Source organism: Thiorhodococcus minor (assembly GCF_010820565.1).
GTDB lineage: Bacteria > Pseudomonadota > Gammaproteobacteria > Chromatiales > Chromatiaceae > Thiorhodococcus > Thiorhodococcus minor.
Genome location: NZ_JAAIJQ010000018.1, coordinates 37237 through 61076, shown reverse-complemented (window position 1 = coordinate 61076; position 23840 = coordinate 37237). Strand labels below are relative to the sequence as shown.

General features: G+C 64.4%; 19 protein-coding genes. 12 read left to right on the top strand and 7 right to left on the bottom strand.

The genetic code is table 11. From position 1 onward, the window contains the following. The first annotated feature begins 9 nt into the window (after positions 1-9). The 3 genes from sufC (at position 10) to G3446_RS08265 (ending at position 2569) form a co-directional block, all read left to right on the top strand. On the top strand, positions 10-765 hold the full coding sequence (gene sufC / locus G3446_RS08275) for a Fe-S cluster assembly ATPase SufC (RefSeq protein ID WP_164452359.1): 756 nt from the start codon (positions 10-12) through the stop codon (positions 763-765). Further along, entirely contained in the window at positions 762-2087 is a 1326-nt protein-coding gene (gene sufD / locus G3446_RS08270) for a Fe-S cluster assembly protein SufD (protein WP_164452358.1), read from the top strand. Before sufC ends, sufD begins: the two co-directional genes overlap by 4 nt. Before the next feature lie 77 nt (positions 2088-2164). Further along, the gene (locus G3446_RS08265) at positions 2165-2569 is read left to right on the top strand and encodes an SUF system Fe-S cluster assembly protein (protein ID WP_164452357.1); all 405 of its coding nucleotides are present in this window, start codon (positions 2165-2167) and stop codon (positions 2567-2569) included. A gap of 15 nt (positions 2570-2584) precedes the next feature. Here the strand turns inward: G3446_RS08265 and G3446_RS08260 are convergent, their stop codons facing one another. Both G3446_RS08260 and G3446_RS08255 read right to left on the bottom strand, forming a co-directional pair. Then, positions 2585-3775 carry an alkaline phosphatase family protein gene (locus tag G3446_RS08260; protein WP_164452356.1) on the bottom strand — a complete coding sequence of 397 codons (1191 nt, stop codon included), beginning with the start codon at positions 3773-3775 and terminating at the stop codon, positions 2585-2587. A gap of 126 nt (positions 3776-3901) precedes the next feature. After that, complete coding sequence (locus G3446_RS08255) at positions 3902-4351, bottom strand: CZB domain-containing protein (RefSeq protein WP_164452355.1); 450 nt, start codon at positions 4349-4351, stop codon at positions 3902-3904. A 520-nt stretch (positions 4352-4871) separates the two neighbouring features. Here G3446_RS08255 and G3446_RS08250 point away from each other — a divergent pair. The 3 genes from G3446_RS08250 to G3446_RS08240 all read left to right on the top strand — a co-directional run bounded on the left by G3446_RS08250 (position 4872) and on the right by G3446_RS08240 (position 10330). Next, positions 4872-6962 (top strand): molybdopterin-containing oxidoreductase family protein, encoded by a 2091-nt coding sequence (locus G3446_RS08250; RefSeq protein ID WP_164452354.1) that lies wholly within the window; start codon positions 4872-4874, stop codon positions 6960-6962. 61 nt (positions 6963-7023) lie between these two features. Further along, a complete protein-coding gene (locus tag G3446_RS08245; RefSeq protein WP_164452353.1) occupies positions 7024-7863 on the top strand; it encodes an ATP-grasp domain-containing protein in 840 nt (279 codons plus the stop codon). A gap of 367 nt (positions 7864-8230) precedes the next feature. Beyond that, positions 8231-10330 (top strand): TonB-dependent receptor plug domain-containing protein, encoded by a 2100-nt coding sequence (locus G3446_RS08240; RefSeq protein ID WP_164452352.1) that lies wholly within the window; start codon positions 8231-8233, stop codon positions 10328-10330. A gap of 308 nt (positions 10331-10638) precedes the next feature. Here the strand turns inward: G3446_RS08240 and G3446_RS08235 are convergent, their stop codons facing one another. Beyond that, positions 10639-10941 carry a YhbY family RNA-binding protein gene (locus G3446_RS08235; protein WP_164452351.1) on the bottom strand — a complete coding sequence of 101 codons (303 nt, stop codon included), beginning with the start codon at positions 10939-10941 and terminating at the stop codon, positions 10639-10641. 114 nt (positions 10942-11055) lie between these two features. Beyond that, a complete protein-coding gene (locus G3446_RS08230) occupies positions 11056-12462 on the bottom strand; it encodes a dihydrolipoyl dehydrogenase (RefSeq protein ID WP_164452350.1) in 1407 nt (468 codons plus the stop codon). Positions 12463-12656: 194 nt separating this feature from the next. Here G3446_RS08230 and aroA point away from each other — a divergent pair, with 194 nt between their 5' ends. The 5 genes from aroA (at position 12657) to G3446_RS08205 (ending at position 19148) form a co-directional block, all read left to right on the top strand. Continuing rightward, positions 12657-13991: a 3-phosphoshikimate 1-carboxyvinyltransferase gene (gene aroA, locus G3446_RS08225; RefSeq protein ID WP_164452349.1), complete on the top strand. Its 1335-nt coding sequence runs from the start codon at positions 12657-12659 to the stop codon at positions 13989-13991. Further along, a complete protein-coding gene (gene cmk / locus G3446_RS08220) occupies positions 13988-14656 on the top strand; it encodes a (d)CMP kinase (RefSeq protein ID WP_164452348.1) in 669 nt (222 codons plus the stop codon). The genes aroA and cmk overlap by 4 nt, the downstream gene beginning before the upstream one ends. A 165-nt stretch (positions 14657-14821) precedes the next feature. Further along, the gene (gene rpsA / locus G3446_RS08215; RefSeq protein ID WP_164452347.1) at positions 14822-16504 is read left to right on the top strand and encodes a 30S ribosomal protein S1; all 1683 of its coding nucleotides are present in this window, start codon (positions 14822-14824) and stop codon (positions 16502-16504) included. Between the two features lie 77 nt (positions 16505-16581). After that, entirely contained in the window at positions 16582-16950 is a 369-nt protein-coding gene (ihfB, locus tag G3446_RS08210) for an integration host factor subunit beta (RefSeq protein WP_164452346.1), read from the top strand. A 455-nt stretch (positions 16951-17405) separates the two neighbouring features. Further along, positions 17406-19148, top strand: a complete 1743-nt coding sequence (locus G3446_RS08205; protein ID WP_164452345.1) for an alpha-amylase family protein — start codon at positions 17406-17408, stop codon at positions 19146-19148. A gap of 152 nt (positions 19149-19300) precedes the next feature. On the opposite strand, the gene phoR is transcribed toward G3446_RS08205, so the two are convergent. The 3 genes from phoR to putP all read right to left on the bottom strand — a co-directional run bounded on the left by phoR (position 19301) and on the right by putP (position 23045). Next, the gene (gene phoR, locus G3446_RS08200; protein WP_245232378.1) at positions 19301-20656 is read right to left on the bottom strand and encodes a phosphate regulon sensor histidine kinase PhoR; all 1356 of its coding nucleotides are present in this window, start codon (positions 20654-20656) and stop codon (positions 19301-19303) included. 4 nt (positions 20657-20660) lie between these two features. Then, positions 20661-21347, bottom strand: a complete 687-nt coding sequence (phoB, locus tag G3446_RS08195) for a phosphate regulon transcriptional regulator PhoB (protein WP_164452343.1) — start codon at positions 21345-21347, stop codon at positions 20661-20663. A 189-nt stretch (positions 21348-21536) separates the two neighbouring features. Next, entirely contained in the window at positions 21537-23045 is a 1509-nt protein-coding gene (gene putP, locus G3446_RS08190; protein ID WP_245232377.1) for a sodium/proline symporter PutP, read from the bottom strand. A 177-nt stretch (positions 23046-23222) separates the two neighbouring features. On the opposite strand from putP, the gene G3446_RS08185 reads away from it, so the two are divergent. Then, the gene (locus G3446_RS08185) at positions 23223-23789 is read left to right on the top strand and encodes an NUDIX hydrolase (RefSeq protein WP_164452341.1); all 567 of its coding nucleotides are present in this window, start codon (positions 23223-23225) and stop codon (positions 23787-23789) included. Positions 23790-23840 lie beyond the last annotated feature (51 nt).

The following is a 23840-nucleotide window of genomic DNA, read 5'->3' as shown; positions in this document are numbered from 1 at the left end:
GAGACGACGATGCTTTCTGTCAAAGGCCTGCGGGCCAACGTCGGCGACAAAGAGATCCTCCGTGGCCTCGACCTCGAGGTCGGCCCGGGTGAGGTGCACGCCATCATGGGGCCGAACGGCTCCGGGAAGAGCACCTTCGCGCACGTCCTCTCGGGGCGCGAGGGCTACGAGGTCACCAGTGGCAGTGCGACCTTCGAGGGCAAGGACCTGCTCGTTCTCGAGCCCGAGGAGCGGGCGCAGCTTGGCCTGTTCCTGGCATTTCAGTACCCGGTCGAGCTGTCGGGCGTGAACAACACCTACTTCCTCAAGGCCGCGCTCAACAGCATCCGCAAGGCGCGTGGCGAGGAGGAGCTGGACGCCGTCTCCTTCCTCCGCCTCATCAAGGACAAGCTGAAGATCCTGCACCTGGACGACTCGCTGCTGAAGCGCGCCGTCAACGCGGGCTTCTCGGGCGGTGAGAAGAAGCGCAACGAGATCTTCCAGATGGCCCTGCTCGAGCCCAAGCTGGCAATCTTGGACGAGACAGACTCCGGCCTCGACATCGACGCCCTGCGCGTGGTCGCCGATGGCGTCAATGCGCTGCGCAGCCCCGAGCGCTCCATGATCGTGGTCACGCACTACCAACGCCTGCTCGACTACATCCAGCCAGACTATGTCCATGTGCTCGCCAAGGGGCAGATTATCCGCTCCGGCGGCAAGGAGCTGGCGCTGGAGCTCGAGGAGAAAGGCTACGGCTGGATCGAGGCCGAGGGGCGTGCGGCATGACTGCGGGGCTGCCAACCGGCTTCGAGGGCTGGGTCGCCGAGGCCGCGCGCGCCTCGGGCGGTCGCGGGCTCGAATGGCTCGACGCGCAGCGGCGCAGCGCGCTCGAGCAGGCGAGTGCGCAGGGCCTGCCGACCAACAAGGACGAGCAGTGGCGCTATACCAGCCTCAAGGGGCTGCAGGAGCAGGCCTTCGCGCTCTCCGCCGAGCCGCTGACGGCCCTACAGCCGGACGATATCGAGGAAGCCTTGGTCGCAGGCCTGGATAGCCATCGCGTCGTCCTGGTCAACGGTCGTTTCTCTCCCGAGCTTTCGCCTCTGGAGGACTTGCCGGAGGGCGTGCGCATCGCCGGACTCGCACAGCTTCTCGAGTCCGATCCGGACGTCCTGCGAGGAGAGTTGAATGGCGTTGCGGGCGACGAGCTGCCGCTGTTCGCGGCACTCAACACGGCGGGCCTCGATGATGGCGTCGTGGTGATCGTCGACGATCGCAGGATCGTCGAGCGTCCGATCGAGCTGATTCATCTGTCCGTGGGGCTGGATGAGCCGCGCGTCGCTCAGCCACGCAATCTCGTGATCCTGAATGCCGGTGCCCAGGCGACCCTCATCGAGCGCTATCTCAGCCTGGGCGATTCGCTCTATTGCACCAACTGCGTGACCGAGGTGTCGCTCGGTCGCGATGCCCTTCTGGCGCATGAGCGCATCCAGGACGAGAGTCCCAATGCCTTCCACATCACCGGCTTCTACCTGCGCCAGGACACGGCCAGCAGCTATCGCGGGATCAATATCGGGCTCGGCGCGCGCTGGGCCAGGACGGATCTTTGCGTGAGCTTCAGCGGGGAGCACGCCGAATGCGACCTCCAGGGGCTCTACCTCGCCGGCGACGGCCAGCTGATGGACTACCACCTCGACGTCGATCATTCGCTGCCGAACTGCCGCAGCCAGGAGAACTTCAAGGGCATCCTGTATGGCAAGGGGCGGGCGGTCTTCGACGGCTTGGTGTTCGTGGCCGAGGACGCGCAGAAGACGGACGCGGCCATGTCGAATCGCAATCTGATGCTCTCAGAAAGCGCCGAGGTGGATACCAAGCCCCAGCTCGAGATCAATGCGGACGACGTCAAGTGCAGCCATGGCACAACGGTCGGCCGGATCGAGCCCGAGATGCTCTTCTATCTGCGCTCGCGCGGTATCTCGGCCCCGATCGCGAGACGCATGCTCTGCCTGGGCTTCGCGGGCGAGATCATCGACAAGCTGGGCGCGGAGCCGCTGCGCGACTATGTGACCGAGCAGGTGGGACGAAGGCTGGAGTCGGCGCCGCTGAGCTAGCCGCGATCCCGCTAAATGTGCTGGGGGTCCGATGGGATCCCGAGTGTTGGGCATGACCTGTTGCCGAGAGGTCGAACATGAATAGACTGGCTCGCTTCGCCGGTTTTGGTAAGAAGGGCGAAGAACAGGAAGAGACGTCCGTCGTGGAAGAGGATGTCGTGGTCGAGCACGTGAATCCCGAGGAGCTCAGACAGCCGATCATCGATGAGCTGCGAAAGGTCCACGACCCCGAAATTCCCGTCAACATCTACGATCTGGGACTCATTTACACCATCGATATCGCCGAGAACGGCAATGTGCACGTGGACATGACGCTGACCGCGCCCGGCTGCCCCGTGGCGGGCATGATGCCCTTGATGGTCAAGAGCGCCGTGGAGCGTGTCGAGGGCGTGGGCGAGGCCGATGTCGCCCTGGTCTGGGATCCGCCCTGGAGCCAGGCCAATATGAGCGACGAAGCTAGGCTGCAGCTCGGTCTGATGTGAGCGCCCGGCGGCCGGTCAGGCCGTCAGGACGCACAAGGGAACCATGAGCTCTGCGTTGCTCAGGCCTCCGTGCACGCCGACCTGTGGATGCGGCGGCTCGCTCGGAAGGCGCTCGCTGAGCACCCGATGGCCGCGCGGCAGGATGCAGAAATCGCCGACCCGGTCGGTGAAGCTGGGATGGGCCGCGCCTTCGCCGAAATAGCCATCCTCGACGAGCTGACGGCTGGGCACGCAGTCGACCAGGTCGCGCAGCTCGGTCTCGCAATAGCTCAAGAAGCTCGCCTTGGCATCAGGCCTGACGTAGCAGAGTCCGGCGCGCGGCTCGCCGCAAATGGGGAGGATCAGGGTGTCCGCAAGCTGCGGATGCTGCGCCATGTCGATGACGTCCGATGGCTGGGTGTCGAGCTGGCCATGGTCGGCGCAGACCAGGAGCAGGGTGTCGGTGCCTGCCGCGGCGGCGAGAAAGTCGCCAATGGCCTGGTCGATCTCGAGCAGATGCGCCTTCGCCGCGTCGCTCTCCATGCCCAGCTCGTGGCCGATGCTGTCCAGCCGCGGCCAGTAGACATAGCTGTAGCTCGGTTGGCGGGTCCCTTTGCCGAGCGGCCAGCGAGGCCCAGGCTGCACCAGGCGCAGACATTGCCGAAAGGCCTGCTCCAGGGTCTCGAAGGTCAGAATCTCCGCGCCAGTTGTGTGCGCTCGATTGAAGTCGGAGTGCGCGATGAAGGCCGGGGACAGGGCGAAGCCGCGCGCCCCCATGCGCTCGAAGACGGAAGGTGTGGGGAAGAGCGCCTTGGGATCGATGCCGGCGCGCCTGTAGGAGACACCGCCATAGCGCGGCACGCCGGGCAGCACCGTCATGACGCATCCCAGCTCGCGCAAATAGGTGAACCAGCCCGTGAGGCCGTGCTCGAGTGGCGCCGCTCCGGTCAGGTAGGTCGGGATGGCGGCGGCCGTCGTCGGCGGAAAGACGGATGTGATGGGGCTGCGCAGCGAGCGCGCGAGCAGGGTTTCGGGCCCGTGGCGCGCGAGCCAGTCGGCACCCAGTCCATCGATCACCAGCAAGATGAGGTTTGCCGCTTCAGTGAGCTCGGCAGGCGGCAGCCGCTCCAGGGGAGGGTGGTCCGATCGACCACCGCGCCCCTGAATGATGCTGCTCATGAGATTGACGATCCCACCGCCCCGATAGTCGGGCTTGGCTGACTGCATCTGGGCTGCTCCGCGCTGGCGACGGCCCATGATCCCAGCAAAGCCGCGCGTCGGGCAACTCTTCGCGGTCGGCCATGCGGGGCCGATCGACCGGAAGTCCCTTCCTGCAGGGGCTTTCGCTCGGTCCTAGTAGAGCGCTGCCAGCTCCTCTTCCGGCATGCTCTGGATCTCCTGCTCGAGCAGGGCGATGGACTCCAGCAGGGTGCGCGAGACGGCGAGGAGGTTCTGCATCAGGGCCTCCGCTTCTTCCTGCTTCTTCTTGTTGAGCTTGCTCTTGGAGCCGAAGATCTTGGTCAGCATGGAGCGGTCGTCCTCGGCGAAGAGGATCTTGAAGATCTTCATGTAGAGCTGGTGGAGAATCTCGTGCGGCGTTTCGATCGCCTCATAGCCACTGAGCGAGGAGAGGGCCTGGCCTGAGCCATAGTACCATTTGCCGAACCTGCAGGTCGTGTGGACGACGGGGACGTGGTCTTGCTCGACCGGCAGGCCGGAGATCAGTGCTTGGGCATAGGAGCGCCACTGGATATGGGCGGTCTTCGCGGCGCGCAGTTGGGTCAGGATCTCTTTCTTTGTCATAGGGCACCATCCACTCTCTGTTGGTATTGCGATCATCCGGCCAAGATCGGCCTTGTCTTGGTCTGCTGGACGGAGGCCGCTCGCGGTCTCTGTCCACCTCCTTCACCCTCGCCTTGCGGCGCGCGCCGGAAGGCTGCGGGCATCGCCCCGGTCGAATTTCGGCCGATGGCTGGCCGCCCAGGCCCCAGCGGGGCTAGGTCGACGCTCGGCGATGAGACAGGATCTCGGTCTCCTGGGTGGGATACCGAGCTTGCGAAATCGATTCTTCTTGTTCCCTGGGATGCGCCTTGCCCTGGGCTCCTGGCGTCGAGGCGCACTAATCGGAGCAACAAGGGGCGATGGACGTCCTTCGGGCTTGATGCGAAGAGCAGGCCGTGTTCGGTGCGCTCTTGTGTGCGGATGGTGCCAGCTCTATGGAAATGCCTCTGAGACCCAATCCTCGTTTTCGGTATCTGGCGTCTTGACAGGCGCCTCGGCCGAACGGAATTCCCCGCTTGAAGCATGCGAGAGTAAGACGATCATGGCGACGAAGAAGAGCACCTGCTACGAGTGCGATGCGAACTGTGCGATCGAGGTCGAGCTGGATTCGGCCGGCGAGCCGCTGGGTATCAAGGGGCCAGATTGCCCGAGATGCTATGCCCAGATCGATCGGCGCAATCATCCCGAGCGCCTGCTCTATCCGTTGAAGCGTGTTGGCCCCAAGGGCAGCGGAGAATTCGAGCGCATCTCTTGGGGCGAGGCCCTGGACACAATTGCCGGTCGGCTGGCGGGCGTCAAAGCCGAGCATGGCGCGCCCAGCGTCGCCTTCTTCGCGGGCTACACCAAGGAGGCGCGCCCGCAGTTGCAGCGGCTCGCCCATGCCTTCGGCTCACCCAACTATCTCACGGAGAGCGGCTGCTGTTTCTCCGCCACCATGGTCGCGGAGAAGGTCACCTTCGGCTACAAGGTCAAGACCACCTCCACGGTCGTGTCGCCCAAGACGCGCTGCCATCTGATCTGGTCGACCAACCCGCGCGGCTCCATCCCGCCCTTCGACAGTCATCCGCTCGTCAATCTGAAGCCGGGACGCCGCATGATCGTCGTGGACCCGCGGCGCACCCCCATGGTGGATCACGCCGACATCCACCTGCAGATTCGGCCTGGAACCGACGGCGCCCTGGCGTTGGGCTTTCACCACCTCATCTTCGCGAACGGCTGGCAGGATCAGGCCTTTCTGGACGAGTGGGGGAATGGCGTCGAGGCCTTCAAGGACTATGTGCGCGACTTCACGCCCGAGCGGGTCGCGCGCATCTGCGGAATCGACGAGCAAGACTTGCGGAAGGCCGTCGAGCTCTTCGCGACCACGCCGCCGGCGCAGATCACCCTCTCGCCCACCGCGACCGTCCAGCACAGCAACGGCTTCCAGAATCATCGCGCGCTCATCCTGCTCTCCGCCGTCACCGGCAACCTGGACCGCGAGGGCGGCAATCGCTTCTTCAACGACAAGGTGCTGCCCAAGCCCATCGAGCTGTTCGACTACTGCCGCAGCGATCTCCCGCCGCGCATCGGGGACGAGGTCTATCCGGTCTGGACCCGCTACTGGCCGGCGGGACAGAGCATGCTGCTGCCGGACTGCATCCTCGACGGCCAGCCGCAGCAGGTGCGCGCCCTGCTCGCCATGGGCATCAACACGGCGATGTGGCCCAACTCCAAGCGTATGGAGCAGGCGCTTGCCTCGCTCGACTTCTTCGCCGTGACGGACTTCTTTCACAACCCGGCGACCTTGCAGGCCGACATCGTCCTGCCGGCCGCGACCAATCTCGAGCGTCCAGCGCTCATCGCCTATCCGGGGTGTGCCTATCAGGGCGAGCTGCGCTACCGGCGCGCCGTCGTCGCCCCCAAGGGAGAGGCACGCCCGGACGGCACCATCTTCCTGCAGATCGCGCAGCGTCTCGGGATGGGAGCGCAGTTTTGGGAAGGCGACCTGGAGGCGTCCTGGGCCGAGGCGGCCGAGGGTATTCCGGAAGAGATTCGCGAGGAGGTCTACTCCAATCCAGACGGGGTGACTGTCTACGCGGACGCGATCGAAGAGCTGGTCGAGCATGGCTTCCTGGACGCGGACCGCCTCTACCGGCTGCGCGGCTTCCCGACCGCCAGCGGCAAGGTCGAGCTCGACTCCAGCGAGCTGCGCGAGGCCGGGCACGACGGACTTCCCATCTATCGCGAGCCCGCCGAGAGTCCGGTCGCGACGCCTGAGATCGCGGTCGACTACCCCTTGGTGCTCACCAGTGGGGCGCGGACCAAGTTCGACACGCACTCCCAGCACCAATACATCGCACGCATGCGCCGTGCGGTGCCGAGCCCCCTGGTCGAGATCCATCCCCTGGATGCGGATTCGCGCGACATCCGCGATGGTGAGACCGTCGCGGTCCGCTCGCCGCGTGGTGCGGTCCGTTTCGTCGCCCGTGTCACCGACAAGGTCAAACCGGGCGTTGTTCACTGCTCCCACGGTTGGAACAGCGCCAACATCAACGAGCTGACGGACGACCGCCATCTCGATCCCATCAGCGGTTTCCCGCCCTTCAAGTCCGGCCTCTGTCAGGTCGAGCGCATCGACGGCGGCGTGGGCTGAGCCTCGGGCGCTCATGCCTTTGCGGCTCAAACGATTGGATTCAGCCTGAGCGGGGCAAGCCATGCCATACATCGGAGTCCTCCCTGAGCGCAAGCATCTCTTCCGGCCGGAGCCCAGGGCGGAGGTTGCCGTGAGCGACGCGGCCGCGTGGCGACTCAATCCCGCGTATCGGCATCTCTACAACAAACTGGATCTCGCGCTTTCGGCCGGGCTCTTGGCGGCGCCCTGCGGTGTCAATCCCGTGGAATTCGGTCTTGCGGCCGAGGATGAGGTCTTCGTCAAGCCGATCGTCAACCTTGCCGGGATGTCGCTCAATGCGCGCGCCGTGCGGGCTGACGAGGTGCCGGATGAGCCTGGCAGCTTTTGGTGCGAGCGCCTGGAGGGCAGCCACACCAGCACGGACTGTCTCGTCCAGGATGGGCGGTTGCGATGGCTTGCCCATACGAGGGGCGCTGCCGAGAAGCATGCGTCGCGCTCGATCTATTGGGAGGTCGGCGTCCATCTGCCCGAGCTCGACGCTTGGCTGACCCGCTGGGTCGCGGAGCAGCTCGCCGGCTACACGGGAATCTGCAATGTCGAGCTGATCGGTGGACGGCCGATCGAGGCCCATCTGCGCGGCTCGAACGGATTCTTCGACTTCTATGGACCTGACTTCATGAGGTCATGGGCGGCGCTCGTGGATCGTCAGCCTTTCGAGGCTCCGCCCCCCGTTCCAGGCGGCCTTGTCATCTCCATCTTCGGTGACGCTGATCTGGGCACGGAGCAGCAACGGCTCATCGAGGCCGCCGGTGCCGAGATGCAGCCGGATCCGCACACGCCAGACCGCATCGTCATCCTTCGATGTCACGACAAAGCGATCGGATTCGACCTTTGCGGCCAGCTTGGGCTGCTGGATCGCTGAGTGGTCTCCGGACACTCGCGGGGGGGCGTTCTCAGCGGCCCTATCGTCAATGTTTCTGCAGCTGCATCCCACCACCGGCGGGACTCGCGGAGACCTTCCATCGGCGTCTGCCGCAACATCATGGACACCTGGTCGTACGCCTCGTTACCATTCGAGCGTCGAAGGCATCGCGGTGGTCTGCACACAGGTTGCGGCTCGAAGGCTCTCTTCCGAGTCGACGGGCTGAAGGCCGGTCTCCCGGGCACGCGTTGCTTCGTCCTGTCGCCATTTGTGGTCGGATCGCCTCGCGGAGAGAGCCAGCGTCCGATTTCTTGGAGATGCGGCTCGCCTCTCCATTCGACTCTCCAACACTGGCCGTTTGATCGCGATGCCGCCCCTTTTTCGCCCGTCCGCACTCGTCCTCTTCGCCGCAATCAGCCTGCAGGGCCTGGCCGGCGAGCCGCAGCGCACCGCGATACGGACCCAACCGGAGGATGTCGGCGACGACCAATCCGCCAAGGCAGATCTTCTTTCCGTCATCGATGACGTGTCGACGCTGGCGACGAAGACGCGCATGAACGCCGATTTCGTCCCCGGTATCCTGAGCGTTCTGGATGGCGACGAGCTTGCCGCTCTGGGTGCACATACCGTCTGGGAGGCCTTGGCGCTGGTTCCTGGGGTGCAGATCGATCGCAACAACAACGGCGGCTTGCTGGTCTCGATTCGCGGCTTTCAGCATGCCAACGGTAACGTCAAGCTGCTCCTCAATTCGGTAGCGATGAACAATGCCTTTGGCGGCTACTCCAACATTCTCTATACCCCGGTCGAGCAGGTCGAGCGCATCGAGGTGATTCGAGGCCCTGGCTCCGCGGTGCATGGCGAGTTCGCCTTCGCCGGCGTGATCAACATCATCACCCGGAAGAACGAGAACCGCGTCTCCCTTTACGCCGGAAGCGGCGCAACCTATGGGGCGGGCTTGGTCTTCTCGACGCAGGACCCAAGCCAGGACTGGCATCTCAGCCTCAATGCCGCCGGCTGGGACACGCAGGGCACTGACGTGATGGCGGGAGCCGACCGGCTCTACCTGATCGGCCTGGGCCAGCAGTCACTGGCACCCCGCAAGCTCAACAATGCCGAGAACGATCGACTCGCGGTGCTCTCGCTGGACTACAAGAAGACGTCGTTGCTGGCGCAGTACAGTCGCGACCAGAGGGGCACCTTTTTCGGTGCGCTGAACGTGCTGCCCGCGTGGAACGAGAGCGCGGACGCCGCCTTCTCCGAGCAGACCCTGGTGCAATTGCGCCAGGTGTTCGATCCGACGGAGACGCTCGGCGCCGAGCTGAAGCTGACCTGGTCGCAGTACGTCGGCAACTGGGCGGAGGAGGTGCTCCCTGCCGGCCTGCCTTATCCCTTGGACTCGCAGAACGTCTATCCCGATGGCGTCTTCCTGGAGAACGACATCAGGCTCAACCGCGAGGAGGTCGAGCTCACCCTCGACTGGGGCGGGTGGAGCGGGCATCGTTGGCAGCTCGATGCAACGGCGGCCAGGGTCCAGGTCAAGGATGCTTGGTGGGCCTTCAATGGTGATCTGGATACCCAGGAGCCGCTATCGGCCCCGCGTCGTTACAGCGGAGACCAGAACTTCATCGACGAAGGCGCGGAGCGCACGATCCGCAGCCTCGCGGTCCAGGATCAATTCCGTCCCCTCGCGCCGCTCGAGGTGACTGTCGGCCTGCGCTACGACAGCTACAGCGACGTTGGGGACAACCTCTCCCCTCGGCTGGCGGCGGTCTGGACCCTGAGCGAAGAGCATCTCATCAAGGCGCAATATGCCGAAGCCTTCTTCCCGCCGACACTCTTTCAAGTCTATGGCAACGCTGGCACCTCGGCGCTTGGCGAGATCGCAGTCGAGCCCGAGACCGTCAGTACCAGCGAGCTCAGCTACATCTTTCGACGCGGCACTGGTGTCGTGCGCGCCACGCTCTACCATTCCCAGGTCGATAATCTGATCGTCATCGAGAGCAACAGCTATCGCAACCGCGGTCGGGCGCGCCTTCAAGGGATCGAGACGGAATGGGAGCAGCGTCTGGGGCCAGCCTGGAAACTCGTGGCCAACCTCAGCTACAGCGATACCCTGGACAATGACATTGGGGGGGCACTCGCCGGCGCGGCCGATTGGCTGGGCAACCTCAGTCTGCTCTACCGCCCGCGCTCCGACGTCCTTTTGACGGGGCGCTGGCGCTATGTCAGCGACCGTCATCGCTCCGCGGACGACCCACGCAGCGATCAACTCCCCGGCTACAACGATCTGGCGCTGACGCTGAACTGGCTCAATGTCGGCGCTTCGGGGCTGACGCTGCGCGCGGGGGTCAACAACCTCTTGGCACAAACCATCAAGTCGCCCGCGGCCACCTACACCTATACCGATGATTACTCGCTGCTGGAGGAGCGCACCTGGTGGTTTCAGCTCTCCTATCAGTGGCAGTAGCCTGCCTCTCGCACAAGAAGAATCGCCGCTTGAAGTCCGGTGCCCAGGCGCAAACGCTGTTCTTCTGGGTGGAGCCTGTGTGCGACTTGGGTCTTTGCTCGTCAGGTCGAATGCCGAGCTTGGCCAATCGATGAGCCTAGCTGGGGGGCGCCAAGCAACTGGCTTTCGGATAGGCCAAGATGCTCCAGGAGTTTCACGTTCTTGTCTGCTTTCCGGGTGCGATCTGACGGCCGGCTCATTTGGCCTGCGCTCCTCCGCGGGCGTCCCCGGCTGGGCATTGAAACCGGGGTCTGGGACGCGGGCTCGTTTCAGAGATCCGGCACTTCCAGCGGCTGGTGCTTCTTCGGATTGTGGCGATAGAAGGCCGCGACATTGCCGATGCGGGCGATGAGGTCGGCGCGCATGCGGTCGCGAATCAGGCCGACGCTGGTTTCGCGCTCCTCCCGGTCGCCCGCGTTGACGCGGACCTTGATCAGCTCGTGATGGGCGAGGGCGATGTCGATCTCATTCAGCACGGGATCCGTGATTCCGTGCTGGCCGACGGTGACGACTGGCTTGAGGTGATGGACTTGCTTCTTGAGCCAGCGTTTCTGCTTTTCGGTGATGGGCATTGAGGTGGTCTAATTTCGTTCAGTTGTCAGTGTCTTGGCGGACGGTCGTTGTTGCCGTTGGCAGCGGCGCCTCGCCGCGATCTGGGCGCCGCTGTCACGGCGCAGGGTCTCGGGCTAGAGTCGCCGCAGCTCGGTTAGGCCGCCTTCATTCTTGGCCTCGATTTTTCCATAGGCGTCATAGAGGGCCGCCTGCAGGGCCTCTTCGATCACCGGGTGGTAGAAGGGCATGCGCAAGAGCTGGCCGACGGTGAGCCCTTGCTCGATGCACCAGCACAGCAGGTGCGCGAGGTTCTCGCCCTTGGGGGTGATCATCTCGCCGCCGAGCAGCGTGCCGCTGACCTTGTCGGCGTAGATGCGGATGACGCCCTTGTTCTTCCCCATGATGAGCGCCCGTCCGACCGGGGCGAGCTTGATCTGGCCGACGGCGATGCGATCCTGATCCAGCTCGCTCCAGCGCTGCCCGACGGCGCAGATGTTGGGGTCGCAGAAGTTGATGAAGAGCGGCGTCTTGCGGCGAAAGCGGGCGGACTCGCCGCGGGCGGCATTGTAGCCGGCAATCTTCCCCTCGTCGCCGGCCTCGTGGAGGAGGGGGCGCTCACCGGTTACGTCCCCGGCTAGGAAGACGGGCAGATCGCCGACCTGCATGCTGCTCGAATCGAAGGCGGGGATGCCCTGCTTTCCGAGCGGCACACCCAGGGTCTCGAGACCCAGCCCCTCGACATTGGGGACCCGCCCGATGCTGCACAGCACCTTGTCGACCAGGACGCTGTGCTCGCCGGCCGAGACGCGCAGCTTCTCGCCTTCCTGCGTGATCTCGGCAGCCTGGCCGAGGTGGATGGGAAACTCCTTGCCGATGATGTCGATGGCGGACTGCCCGACCTCCGGGTCCTGGGTTCCGGCGATCTCGTCCATCTGGTCGAATCCGGTGATGCGAACGCCCAATCTGGAGAGGCTCTGGCCCAGCTCCAGACCGATGGTGCCCAGACCGATCACAGCCATGCTCTCAGGCAGATCCTCCAGCTCGAAGACGTCGTCGGTGGTGAGGAGCCGGTTGCCGAAGGCCCTCCAGGGCTTGGGGATCAAGGGGCGCGAGCCGGTGGCGATCACCACTGCGTCGGCGCGGATGCGCTGGCCGGCGACCTCGATCAGTGTCGGCTCCAGCAGGCGTGCGTAGTCCTGGATGAAGAGGTCTCCCGGCATGTCGTCGGTGCTGCTGCCGAGGACCCGGTCGACGAAAATGTCGCGCAGATCCTGCACGTGCTCGAGCGCCTCCGGGATGTCCAGGGTCATGGCCTCATGGCCGTCGACGCCGTATTTGCCCAGGTGGGTGCGGCGGTGATAGTCCTCCGCGACCTGGATCATGGCCTTGGAGGGCATGCAGCCGACGCGCGCGCAGGTCGTTCCGGGCTCGCCGCCGTTGATGAGAACGAAGGACTTGCCGGCTTTGCGGGCTTGCGCCATGGCGTTGAGGCCGGCGGTTCCGGATCCGATGATGGCGACGTCGACAGTGCGTTCTGACACGGCGGGCTCCTTTGGGTCGTTGTCTAGGCTGGCAATGATGCCGCGCATTCTAACCGGGTCTCCCGCCAGAGGTGGCCCGCTGGCATCTGCCCAGACACCTCGTCGGCTGCTGCATCAGTGGTTTACCCCTCGACTAGGCACGACTAGAATGCCGGCCTTCCTTTCGGCTTGGCTTGGAGAGCACTGGAGACTCATTGGACGCTGCAACCAACCTCAAATACCTCGTCTCGCCTGGCGGCTCTCTGAAGGGCCGGCTGCGGGTGCCCGGCGACAAATCCATCTCGCATCGCTCCATCATGCTCTCCGCCATCGCCGAGGGGACGACGCGGATCCGCGGCTTCCTGGAGGGTGCCGATTCGCTCGCGACCCTGGCGGCCTTTCGCGAGATGGGCGTCGAGATCGACGGGCCGGAGGGCGGCGAGCTGACCGTCCGCGGGGTCGGCATGCAGGGGCTACGGCAGCCTGAGCGTCCGCTGGACATGGGCAACTCCGGGACCGCCATGCGGTTGTTGGCGGGCCTGCTGGCCGGGCAGCGTTTCCCTGCAACGCTCGTTGGGGACGAGTCCCTGAGCCGGCGGCCCATGCGCCGCGTGACGGCGCCGCTCACCGAGATGGGTGCCGAGATCCTGACGAGCGGGGAGGGAACCGCCCCGCTGCGGCTCCAGCCCGTTTCGCGCCTCGCGGGGATCGACTACCGGCTGCCGGTGGCCAGCGCTCAGGTCAAGTCCTGCTTGATGCTGGCCGGGCTCTATGCCGAGGGCCGGACCTGTGTTAACGAGCCTGCGCCCACGCGCGATCACACCGAGCGCATGCTGACGGCCTTCGGCTATGACGTCAGCCGATCTGGGCCGCGCGTCTGTCTCGAGGGCGGGGGAAGTCTCAAGGCCTGCGCGCTCGAGATACCGGCCGACATCTCCTCCGCCGCCTTTTTCATGGTCGGGGCCAGCATTGCGCGCGACTCCGATGTCTTGCTCGAAAGCGTCGGCATCAATCCGACCCGGGTCGGGGTCATCAACATCCTGCGCGACATGGGCGCGAGCATCGAGCTGCTCGACAAGCGGATGGCGGGCGGCGAGCCCGTCGCAGACATCCGCGTGCGCAGCGCGCGCCTGCGCGGGATTCGCATTCCGGTCGATCAGGTCCCCTTGGCAATCGACGAGTTCCCCGCGCTCTTCATCGCCGCCGCCTGCGCCGACGGCGAGACCCTGCTGACGGGCGCCGAAGAGCTGCGCGTCAAGGAGAGTGATCGCATCCAGGTGATGGCCGACGGCCTGGAGCAGTTGGGGATCGAGGCCGAGCCGAGGCCGGATGGGATTCGCATCCGCGGCGGCGAGCTGGGCTCGACCGAGGGGGCGGATGCCATCCACGCGCACAGCGATCACCGGATCGCCATGTCCTTCGCCATCGCGGGGCTGCGCGCGCGCGGTCCGGTCGAGGTCCAGGATTGCGCCAATGTCGACACCTCCTTCCCGGGCTTCGCGAGTCTGGCCCGTCAAGCCGGGCTGCACCTCGAAGGGGAGGCGGCATGAGCCCTGTCATCACCATCGACGGCCCGTCTGGAACCGGCAAGGGCACGCTCACCTGCCTGCTCGCCGAGCGGCTCGGCTGGCAGGTGCTCGACAGTGGCGCCATCTACCGTGTGCTCGGACTGGCCGCCCAGCGACTTGGATACGTGCTGGACGACCCCCAGCCCTTGGCATCTCTGGCCGGCGTACTACCATTGCAGTTCAGCGATGGAAAGGTGCTGTTGGACGGCGAGGATGTGAGCGACGCGATTCGCACCGAGGAGGCCGGCGCTGCGGCCTCTCGGGTGGCGGCGCATCCGAGCGTGCGAGAGGCCCTGCTCGAGTGGCAGCGGCGCATGGCTCGTCCCCCCGGCTTGGTGGCGGACGGCCGTGACATGGGGACTGTGGTTTTCCCTCAGGCCCCATTGAAGGTCTTTCTTGACGCAAGTCCCGAAATTCGCGCCAATCGCCGGTATAAACAGTTGAAAGGAAAGGGGTTGGATGCTAACCTCCCCCGACTTGTAGCGGACATTCGTGAGCGGGACGCGCGTGATCTGTCCCGAGCGGTGGCGCCCCTGCGCGCTGCCGAGGATGCCGTCCTGGTGGACTCCAGTCAGATGTCCATCGCCGAAGTGCTCGATCGGGTCTTGGAAGAGGTAAGGCGCGTCTTCCCTGGGCTGGTCACCTAAAGTTCACGGGCTTCAACTGTCTCGCCGTCTGACCAGCGCAACGGCGGGCCTGGTATGCCCAAAAATAAGGGGTCGGTGCGGAAAGCTCCGACCTTTTCGTTTAACTAAAACCCCTCGCTCCGGATGGGGCGGGTCAGCGCGCCGCTCTCAGGATAACTTGATCTCATGACCGAAAGTTTTGCCGAACTTTTTGAACAAAGTCTCAACACCACCCAGCTCCAGCCGGGAACCATCGTTGTCGGTACCGTCATCGACATCACCTCCGACAATGTCGTGATCAATGCCGGGCTCAAGTCCGAGGGCATTATCCCGCGCTCACAGTTCATCAGCCCCGAGGGCGAGCTGGAAGTGGCCGTCGGCGATGAGGTGGATGTGGCCCTGGACGCCGTCGAGGACGGCTTCGGCGTGACCCGTCTGTCCCGCGAGAAGGCGAAGCGCTTCGCCGCTTGGGACTATCTGGAGAAGGCCTTCGAGAACGGTGAGACCGTCAAGGGCATGATCAACGGTAAGGTCAAGGGTGGCTTCACCGTCGATCTGGGTACCGTCCGCGCCTTCTTGCCTGGCTCGCTCGTCGACGTGCGTCCGGTGCGCGACACCACCTACCTCGAAGGCAAAGAGCAAGAGTTCAAGGTCATCAAGCTCGACCGTCGCCGCAACAACGTCGTCGTCTCACGCCGCGCCGTGGTCGAGGAAGAGTACAGCGCCGAGCGCGAGCAGCTGCTCAAGAACCTGGAAGAGGGCATGGAGGTCAAGGGTGTGGTCAAGAACCTCACCGATTATGGCGCCTTCCTGGATCTGGGCGGCATCGACGGCCTGCTGCACATCACCGACATGGCTTGGCGCCGCGTCAAGCATCCGTCTGAGGTCGTGGAGATCGGTGACGAGATCAGCGTCAAGGTCCTCAAGTTCGACCGCGAGCGTCAGCGCGTCTCGCTCGGCCTGAAGCAGATGGGAGAGGATCCGTGGATCAATATCTCCCGCCGTTATCCGGAAAGCACCCGTGTCTTCGGCAAGGTCACCAACATTGCGGATTACGGCTGCTTCGTCGAGATCGAAGAGGGTGTCGAGGGTCTGGTTCACGTCTCCGAGATGGATTGGACCAACAAGAACATCCATCCCACCAAGGTGGTCTCGCTCGGCGACGAGGTCGAGGTCATGGTGCTGGATATCGACGAGGAGCGTCGCCGCATCTCGCTCGGCATCAAGCAGTGCGCCATGAATCCTTGGGATGAGTTCGCCACCACCCACAAGAAGGGCGACCACGTTTCGGGCAAGATCAAGTCGATCACCGACTTCGGCATCTTCATCGGTCTGGACGGCGGCATCGACGGTCTGGTGCACCTCTCCGATATCTCCTGGGACGAGTCCGGCGAGCAGGCGCTGCGTCGCTACAAGAAGGGCGACGAGCTCGAGACCGTGGTTCTCTCGGTCGATCCCGAGCGCGAGCGTATCTCCCTGGGTGTCAAGCAGCTCGACAAGGATCCCTTCTCCAGCTTCGTGGCGCTGCATGAGAAAGGCAGCATCGTCACAGGCGTCATCGCCGATGTCGATGCCAAGGGTGCGACCGTGACCCTCGGCGATGGTGTCGAAGGCTATCTGCGTGCCTCCGAGATTTCTCGCGATCGCGTCGAAGACGCGCGCGCCGTCCTCAAGGCCGGCGAGGCGATCGAGGCCAAGTTCATGGGCGTCGACCGCAAGAACCGCACGCTGTCGCTCTCCATGAAGGCGAAGGACGTCGAAGAAGAGCAGTCGGCCATCAAGGGCTATGCGCGTGACGCTGCCAGTGCCACCGCTACGCTTGGCGACATCCTCAAGGAGCAGATGGAAGAGGCTCAGCGCGGGAACTGATCGCCCCAGGAGCCTTTAGAGGACGCAGGACCCGGCGCGAGCCGGGTCCTGATGGTTTTTCCCAGGAGTCGATGACTATGACGAAATCGGAGCTGATCGACATTCTGGCTGCGGAGCAAGATCACCTTGCTTACAAGGACGTCGAAGAGGCGGTCAGAAAGATCCTCGAGCGTATGAGCACAGCGCTCGCGTCCGGTGAGCGAATCGAGATTCGTGGATTCGGAAGCTTTTCCCTGCACTATCGCCCACCGCGCATCGGGCGCAATCCCAAGACTGGCGACTCCGTTGCTCTGGCGGGCAAGTATGTGCCGCACTTCAAGCCCGGGAAGGAGCTGCGCGACCGCGTGAACAATGCCTTTCAGGAAGGCGTGAGCGCGACGATCTCCGACGATACCGACGCGGATTCGGAAGAAGTGGACGAAGCACCCTTCGCCGCCGCTCGCTGAGATCAGGCTTTCCGCCGACGTCGCTTCCTGGTGATGTCGGCCACCCCTTCCCCTCTCCACCTCTCTCTTCTCTACCGAGGCCAGTTGCACGGGAGCCTCGCCCGCCCGATCATAATCTCAGCTGCCGGCTGAGGATCGTGCGACCCCACTGATTCGGTCAGTGAGGTCTCCTACCCCTTGTCCGAGTCCTTGGCTATCCTTAGTCCGACCCGAAAGATCGGTTCTCGTTTGATCCTTCAGCCGGTTGTTGGCATGAAGGGCGCTTGGATCTCATCTCTGTGGGATGACCGTGCTGGGATTCGCCGCGCGGTCTTGGGCGTCAGTTGGATCTGTAGGGTGGACGAGCGAGAGCGAAGTCTACCGAAAGAAGGCCGCGCGAGACGATGATCGGCGCCCGCCGCGACGCGTATGAATGCCGTCAGGTCATCGCCCACGGATACGAACAAGGTGATTTGATGTTGAATCCTTCGTTGCCCAATGGGGTGATGCTCAATGCCTATCCAGACAGCATAGGGACTCGGCTGAGTGATACCGTCGCACTGCTGCGGCGCCCCGAGCTGAAAGACGTCTTCTCCCTCTTCTATATCCTGCCTACCTTCTTCCAGAGCGATCTGGACCGCGGCTTCTCCATCAGCAAGTACGACATCAACGGAGACCTGGTTTCCGAAGAGGATCTCCAAGCGCTCAAACAGCTGAATATCGTCCTCAAGTTCGATCTGGTGCTGAATCACCTCTCGGTGCGCTCCCCGCAATTCTTGGACATGCTGGAAAAGGGGGATCAATCGCGCTACCGCGACTTCTTTATCGACTGGAACGCCTTCTGGGAAGGCGAGGGAGAGCTGGGGGACGAGGGCTACGCGATGCCTCATCAGGCCCATCTCGACCGGCTCTTCATGCGCAAGCCGGGGCTCCCCATTCTCTTTGTCCGTTTCCCCGATGGCTCCGAGCGGCCCTACTGGAACACCTTCTATCAGGAGATCAATTACCGCGAGCTGGAGGTCGATGATCTCAAGCATCTGCGTATCATCCCGGCCGAAGGGCTGCAAAGCATCCTGGAGCAGATCAATGCCAAGATCGCCGCTGGTGAGGACTTTCGCGACGTCGACCTAGGCCCCTATCAGGATTACCTGGGCCATGTGGCCGACATCGTCGAGTCCAAACGGCGCTATCTCGGCCAGATGGACCTCAATGCCGAGTCCGAGCTGGTCTGGGAATTCTATGCGGAGACCTTGCAGCGATTGGCCGATTTTGGCGCCAAGTTGATTCGTCTGGATGCCTTCGCCTATTTGCACAAGCAGCCGGGTTTGAGCAACTTCTTCAACGAGCCCGGGACTTGGGACTATCTCGATCGCCTTAAGGGTATCGCCGAGGCGAGCCAGCTGACCCTGTTGCCCGAGATCCATGCGCAGTACGGCAGACAGCTCCATTCCGCCGTCGCGGGTGCCGGCTATCCGATTTACGACTTCTTTCTGCCCGGCCTGCTGCTGGATGCGCTGGACGAGGGGCGCAACACCTTTCTTCTCAGGTGGATCCATGAGATCCAGGCACAGGGCATCGAGACGGTCAATATGCTGGGCTGCCACGACGGCATTCCGGTGCTCGATCTCGACGGCTTCGAGACGAAAGAAGGTTATCGCCCGGGGCTGCTCGGAAGGTCGGAGATCGACGCTATCATCGACCGCGTGCTCGCGCGCGGTGGCAGGGTGAAGAATCTCTTCGGCGCGGACGGCAAGAAGATCGCCTACTACCAGGTCAATGCGACCTATTTCAGCGCCTTGGGCGAGGACGCGCAGAAGCTCCGTCTCGCGCGCGCCATTCAGCTCTTCATGCCGGGGATTCCGCAGGTCTGGTATCTGGATCTGTTCGCCGGAAAGAACGATTATGCCGCCGCCGACAAGGGTGGAACGGCCGGCCACAAAGAGATCAATCGCACCGCGCTGACCAGCGAAATGATCGAGGCGGGGCTGCGCAGCCCTGTGGTGCTCGACCAGCTGGAGATGATGCGGCTTCGCAATACGGCAGCCGCCTTCAACGGCTCACTCCAGATCGCCGAGACTCAGGCGCATGAATTGGAGATGACCTGGTCCCAAGCAGGGGGCAGCATCACCCTGAAGGCCGATCTCGGCAGCCATGATTTCACCATCACCCACAGGACTGCCGGGGGTGAGCGGCGGATCTACCGCTATCCGAAGTCCTGACCTGCGCTCGGCCTGGCGAGAGCCTGGAGAGACTCGACCGATCCACAGTCCCTGCTCCGGTCCACCCTCTCAGCCGGAGACCGGGCCAATCGATATCGACGCCCCCCTGGCCAGAGGGAGCGCTGACGCCATGAGCCGTTTCGGCCGCCGTCTCAGCCGGTTGCCGAGATATCGATCTCGCGTCTGACCAGTGCCCTGTGCTCCAGGAAGGTGCACGAAAAGATGGCGCCTCGGCCAAGCTCGCTGGAGATGCTGAGCCTGGCCTCGTGGCGATTGAGCACATGCTTGACGATGGCGAGGCCTAGGCCGGTGCCTCCGGATTCGCGCGACCTGGCGCGGTCGACGCGATAGAAGCGCTCGGTGAGTCGCGGCAGGTGCTCGGGCGGGATGCCCGGGCCGTCGTCCTCGACGGTGAATCGCGGGCCTGTGTCGTCGTTGTGCCAGCGGATGTCGATGCGAGCGCCTGCCGGCGTGTGCTTGACGGCATTGAAGACGAGGTTGGAGAAGGCGCTCCTCAGCTCGGGCTGGCTGCCGAGCAGCAGGAGATCCTCGTCGACGGCGGCACTGATCGCGTGACGGCCGCCGCTGAGCGCCTGTGCCTCTTGGACGATCAGGTGAATCTCGTCCGGGATGTCGACCGACTCCTGCTCCTCGGGCCGATCGTTCATCTCGAGCCTAGAGAGGGTCAGCAGGTCTTCGATGATGGAGCACATCCGATCTGTCTGATTGCGCATCAAGGTGAGCGGACGCCTGTGGGTGACAGGTGTGCTGGGTGCGTCCTCCAAGGACTCCAGGAAGCCTGAGATGACCGTGAGCGGGGTTCGCAGCTCATGCGAGGCGTTGGCCACGAAATCCCGTCGAATCATGTTGAGGTGGTAGAGCTTGGTGATGTCGCGGCCGACCACGAGACGTTGGCGCTTGCGCTCGCCGAAGGGGGTGCTGCGCAGCGAGAGCATCATGGCGCGGTTGTGCTCGGGCGCGACCTCCATGGGACGCGTGTAGTCGCCGGCGTCGATCAAGGCGTCCAGCCCAGGATTGGCCAGGATGTCCGTGAAGAGACGACCGTCGTCGTCGGGCCAGCACAGGTTCATCAGCTTGACGGCGGCCGGGTTGGCCCACTCGATGCGGTGATGCTTGTCGAGAATGACCAGGGCGTCCGGAACCGCGTTGGCCGCCTCGCGGAAGCGTCGTGTGAAGCGGATCTGACGCTTGCGGCTTTTGCGGCTGCGCTGCTGGTAGCGGGCGACGCTGCGGTAGATCTCGCCCCAGAGGCCACGCGGAAAGGGGGGCGCAAGCCGGTGCTGGCGCCGGATGAGCTGCGACAGCTTGAAGAGGTAATGGAAGTTGCGTGCGAGCGCCGGGGCGATGGCCAGGATGCAGATCCACAGGGGATGGAGCCCGAGGAGCGCGAGCGGGACGCCAGCGGCCGCGGGCAAGAGGATGAAGCTCAGCTCGAAGGCAAGTGGCCGAGCGATCCCCTCCCGCTGGCTGTCGGCCTTGGTGCTCAAGGACTCAGGTCTTGTCGGAGAAACGGTAGCCGACGCCGCGCACGGTCTGCAGCAGGCGGTCGTGCCCGGTGGGCTCGAGCGCCTTGCGCAGCCGGCGGACATGGACGTCGACGGTACGCTCCTCGACGTAGACCTGGTCGCCCCAGACTTGATCGAGCAGCTGCGATCGGCTGAAGGCGCGATCGGCGTGGGTCATGAAGAAGTGCAGGAGCCGATATTCGGTCGGCGCGACGTCGATGGACGTCCCTTCCGCGGTGACCCTGTGACTGACGTTGTCGATCTGCAGGCCGCCGATCTCGATCTCCTGCTCCTGCTCCTCGGGCTGGCTGCGGCGCAGCACGGCCTTGACGCGGGCGACCATCTCGCGCGGCGAGAACGGCTTGGCGATGTAGTCGTCCGCGCCCGTGTCCAGGCCGCGCACCCGGTCCTCTTCCTCACCGCGTGCGCTCACCATGATGATGGGCAGGGCCTTGGTCTTGGGATTTTGCTTGAGCTGCTGGGCCAGCTCGAGGCCAGAGCGCCCCGGCAGCATCCAGTCGAGCAGGATGAGGTCCGGGCTCTCTTGGGAGAGAAACTTGCGCGCGTCGTCGGCGTGGCCGGCCTCCATCACCCGAAACTCGGAGCTCTCCAGTGCGAAGCGCATGACCTCGCGGATATCCGGTTCATCATCGACAACAAGAATGGTAGCCATAGCCAGGGTCTCGGAAGGAAAACGCCGTCGTTCGGCGAGGTAGTGGTCTGCATCTCGGTCCAGCCTGGGGCGCGCACCGAGCGCGTCCCGGAACATCGAGCCGCTAGTTTATTGAGATCTGGTTACAGACTGATGACCGTGCCCGAGGAGGCGCCGGCACAGCTTTTCGCGTCACCGTGCCCGGTCGGACTAGCGGGCGCGACTGGCATCCGCGTCCAGTCGACGAACGGCCTCGAAGCGCTCGGCGAGCCGATCCGCCTGCTTGCCCTGAGTCATGGCGCTCACGGCATAGATTGCCAGGGCGGAGGCGATGATGCCTGGAAGGATCTCATAGAGGTCGAACAGCCCCCCCGTCAGCTGCTTCCAGACGACGACCGTCAAGCCGCCGGCGACAATGCCGGCCAAGGCGCCGAGACCCGTCATGCGTGGCCAATAGAGCGAGAGGATGACCGCAGGCCCGAAGGCCGCGCCGAATCCGGCCCAGGCGTAGGCCACCAGGTCCAGGACCAGGGTGTCGGGATCGAGCGCGATGGCGAAGGCGATCGAGGAGACCAGGATCACGGCGACGCGACCGACGGCCACCAGCTCGCGCTGGCTCGCCGAGCGCCGGAAGGCGGTCTTGTAGACATCCTCGGTAAAGGCGGACGAGCACACCAAGAGCTGCGAGTCGGCCGTGCTCATGATGGCCGCGAGAATCGCCGCGAGAAGGATGCCGGCAATCACCGGATGGAAGAGGAGATCGACCAGCACGATAAAGACGGTCTCCCGGGCGTCCTCCGCCAGCGGCGGATCGACCAAGAGGATGCCGGCCATGCCGGTCAGGATCGCTCCGACCAAGGTCAGGGCGACCCAAGTGACCGCGATGCGCCTTGCCGTGCCGATCTTGTGCGGCGACTCGATCGCCTGGAAACGCGCCAGGATGTGCGGCTGACCGAAATAGCCGAGTCCCCAGGCGGCGAGCGAGACGATGCCGATCAGCCCCAGCGCCGTGCCGTCGGTCTTCGTCCAGGCGCTCAGCAGGAGGGGATCGACGTCGCGAATGCGCTCCACCGCGGCATCCATACCCCCGAGGTGCTGGAGTGCGATCCAGGGCACGGCGATGAGGGCGAGCGCCATCAGGAGGCCTTGCAGCACGTCGCTCCAAGAGACCGCGAGAAAGCCGCCGACCGCCGTGTAGATGATGATGGACAGCACGGCGAGCCCCACTGCCCAGACATAGGGGAAGCCGAAGACGGATTCGAACAGCTTGCCGCCCGCGACGAGTCCCGAGGCGGTGTAGATCAGGAAGAATAGAAGGATGGTGATGGCCGCGAGACCGCGCAGCAGGCCGGTCTTGTCCTCGAACCGATTGGCGAAATACTCCGGCAGCGTCAGGGCGTTGTCATAGGCTTCGCTGAAGCTGCGCAGGCGTCGGGCGACGACCCGCCAGTTGAGCCAGGTGCCGAGCAGCAAGCCGCCCGCGAGCCAGATGGACTCCAGGCCCGCCGCATAGGCGAAGCCGGGGAGTCCTAGCAGCAGCCAGCCGCTCATGTCCGAGGCGCTCGCGCTCAAGGCGGCCACCCCGCTTTGCAGGCGGCGTCCGCCGAGGATGAAGTCCGACAGATCCTTGGTGCGCTGGTAGGCGTACCAGCCGATCAAGAGGACACAGCCGAAATAGACGGCGAAGGTCAGGGCGATGACGATGGGGTGCTCGATCAAACCTCGGCTCCTTCCAGCGGGTGCTTGCTTGTAGAAACGGCCACGCGACGCTAGTTTAAGGCCACTTTTTGGCGGCTTCCAATCCGACCGACTCCAATATCGCTGCGCGGATTGCATGGCGATGGTCGTGGTCCGCCGGCTGTCAGCATGGGCGTGGCCCCGAGCGAGGAGAGAGTCATGAGCGAAGGCAAGATCCTGAAGCGCGAGCCAGCCTTTCAGGGCAAGGTGATCGACGTCGCCGTCGAGACGGTGGAGCTGCCGGACGGCAGCCAGGTCGATCTCGAGATGGTCCGGCATCCCGGGGGGGCGGCCGCGGTCGCACTGGACGATCAAGACCGGGTCTGCCTGCTCCGGCAATATCGCCACGCCAGCGGCGGCTGGCTGTGGGAGCTGCCCGCGGGTCGCATCGATCCGGGCGAGACGCCATTCGCCACGGCGCAGCGCGAGCTGCTCGAGGAGGCCGGCCTGCAAGCTGAAGACTGGACGGAGCTGGGGGTCATGCACAGCTCGCCCGGCATCTTCACCGAAGTCATCCACCTCTGGTTTGCCCGCGGTCTCACCAGCGTCCCCGTCGAGCATGAGCACGGCGAGGTCATCGAGGTGCATTGGATGCCCCTGGTCCAGGCGCTGGACTGGTGCAACGACGGCAACATCACGGACAGCAAGACCCTGGCTGGCCTCTATCGGGCCGGGGCGCTGATCCGAAATCGCCTCGAGATCCTCTCCGAGGATCCGGGCTGTTAAGCGACAGGCGACGCCTCGGTGTCGCGGCCAAGCTCCGAGCAGGGGAGGACT

Bases quoted from the DNA above. Each gene is read 5' to 3' on its own strand.
- rpsA (WP_164452347.1), top strand. From the start codon at position 14,822: ATGACCGAAAGTTTTGCCGAACTTTTTGAACAAAGTCTCAACACCACC.
- sufC (WP_164452359.1), top strand. From the start codon at position 10: ATGCTTTCTGTCAAAGGCCTGCGGGCCAACGTCGGCGACAAAGAGATC.
- G3446_RS08255 (WP_164452355.1), bottom strand. From the start codon at position 4,351: ATGACAAAGAAAGAGATCCTGACCCAACTGCGCGCCGCGAAGACCGCC.
- G3446_RS08205 (WP_164452345.1), top strand. From the start codon at position 17,406: ATGTTGAATCCTTCGTTGCCCAATGGGGTGATGCTCAATGCCTATCCA.
- cmk (WP_164452348.1), top strand. From the start codon at position 13,988: ATGAGCCCTGTCATCACCATCGACGGCCCGTCTGGAACCGGCAAGGGC.
- G3446_RS08250 (WP_164452354.1), top strand. From the start codon at position 4,872: ATGGCGACGAAGAAGAGCACCTGCTACGAGTGCGATGCGAACTGTGCG.
- G3446_RS08260 (WP_164452356.1), bottom strand. From the start codon at position 3,775: ATGCAGTCAGCCAAGCCCGACTATCGGGGCGGTGGGATCGTCAATCTC.
- G3446_RS08245 (WP_164452353.1), top strand. From the start codon at position 7,024: ATGCCATACATCGGAGTCCTCCCTGAGCGCAAGCATCTCTTCCGGCCG.
- G3446_RS08265 (WP_164452357.1), top strand. From the start codon at position 2,165: ATGAATAGACTGGCTCGCTTCGCCGGTTTTGGTAAGAAGGGCGAAGAA.
- G3446_RS08235 (WP_164452351.1), bottom strand. From the start codon at position 10,941: ATGCCCATCACCGAAAAGCAGAAACGCTGGCTCAAGAAGCAAGTCCAT.
- G3446_RS08185 (WP_164452341.1), top strand. From the start codon at position 23,223: ATGAGCGAAGGCAAGATCCTGAAGCGCGAGCCAGCCTTTCAGGGCAAG.
- phoB (WP_164452343.1), bottom strand. From the start codon at position 21,347: ATGGCTACCATTCTTGTTGTCGATGATGAACCGGATATCCGCGAGGTC.
- sufD (WP_164452358.1), top strand. From the start codon at position 762: ATGACTGCGGGGCTGCCAACCGGCTTCGAGGGCTGGGTCGCCGAGGCC.
- G3446_RS08240 (WP_164452352.1), top strand. From the start codon at position 8,231: ATGCCGCCCCTTTTTCGCCCGTCCGCACTCGTCCTCTTCGCCGCAATC.
- ihfB (WP_164452346.1), top strand. From the start codon at position 16,582: ATGACGAAATCGGAGCTGATCGACATTCTGGCTGCGGAGCAAGATCAC.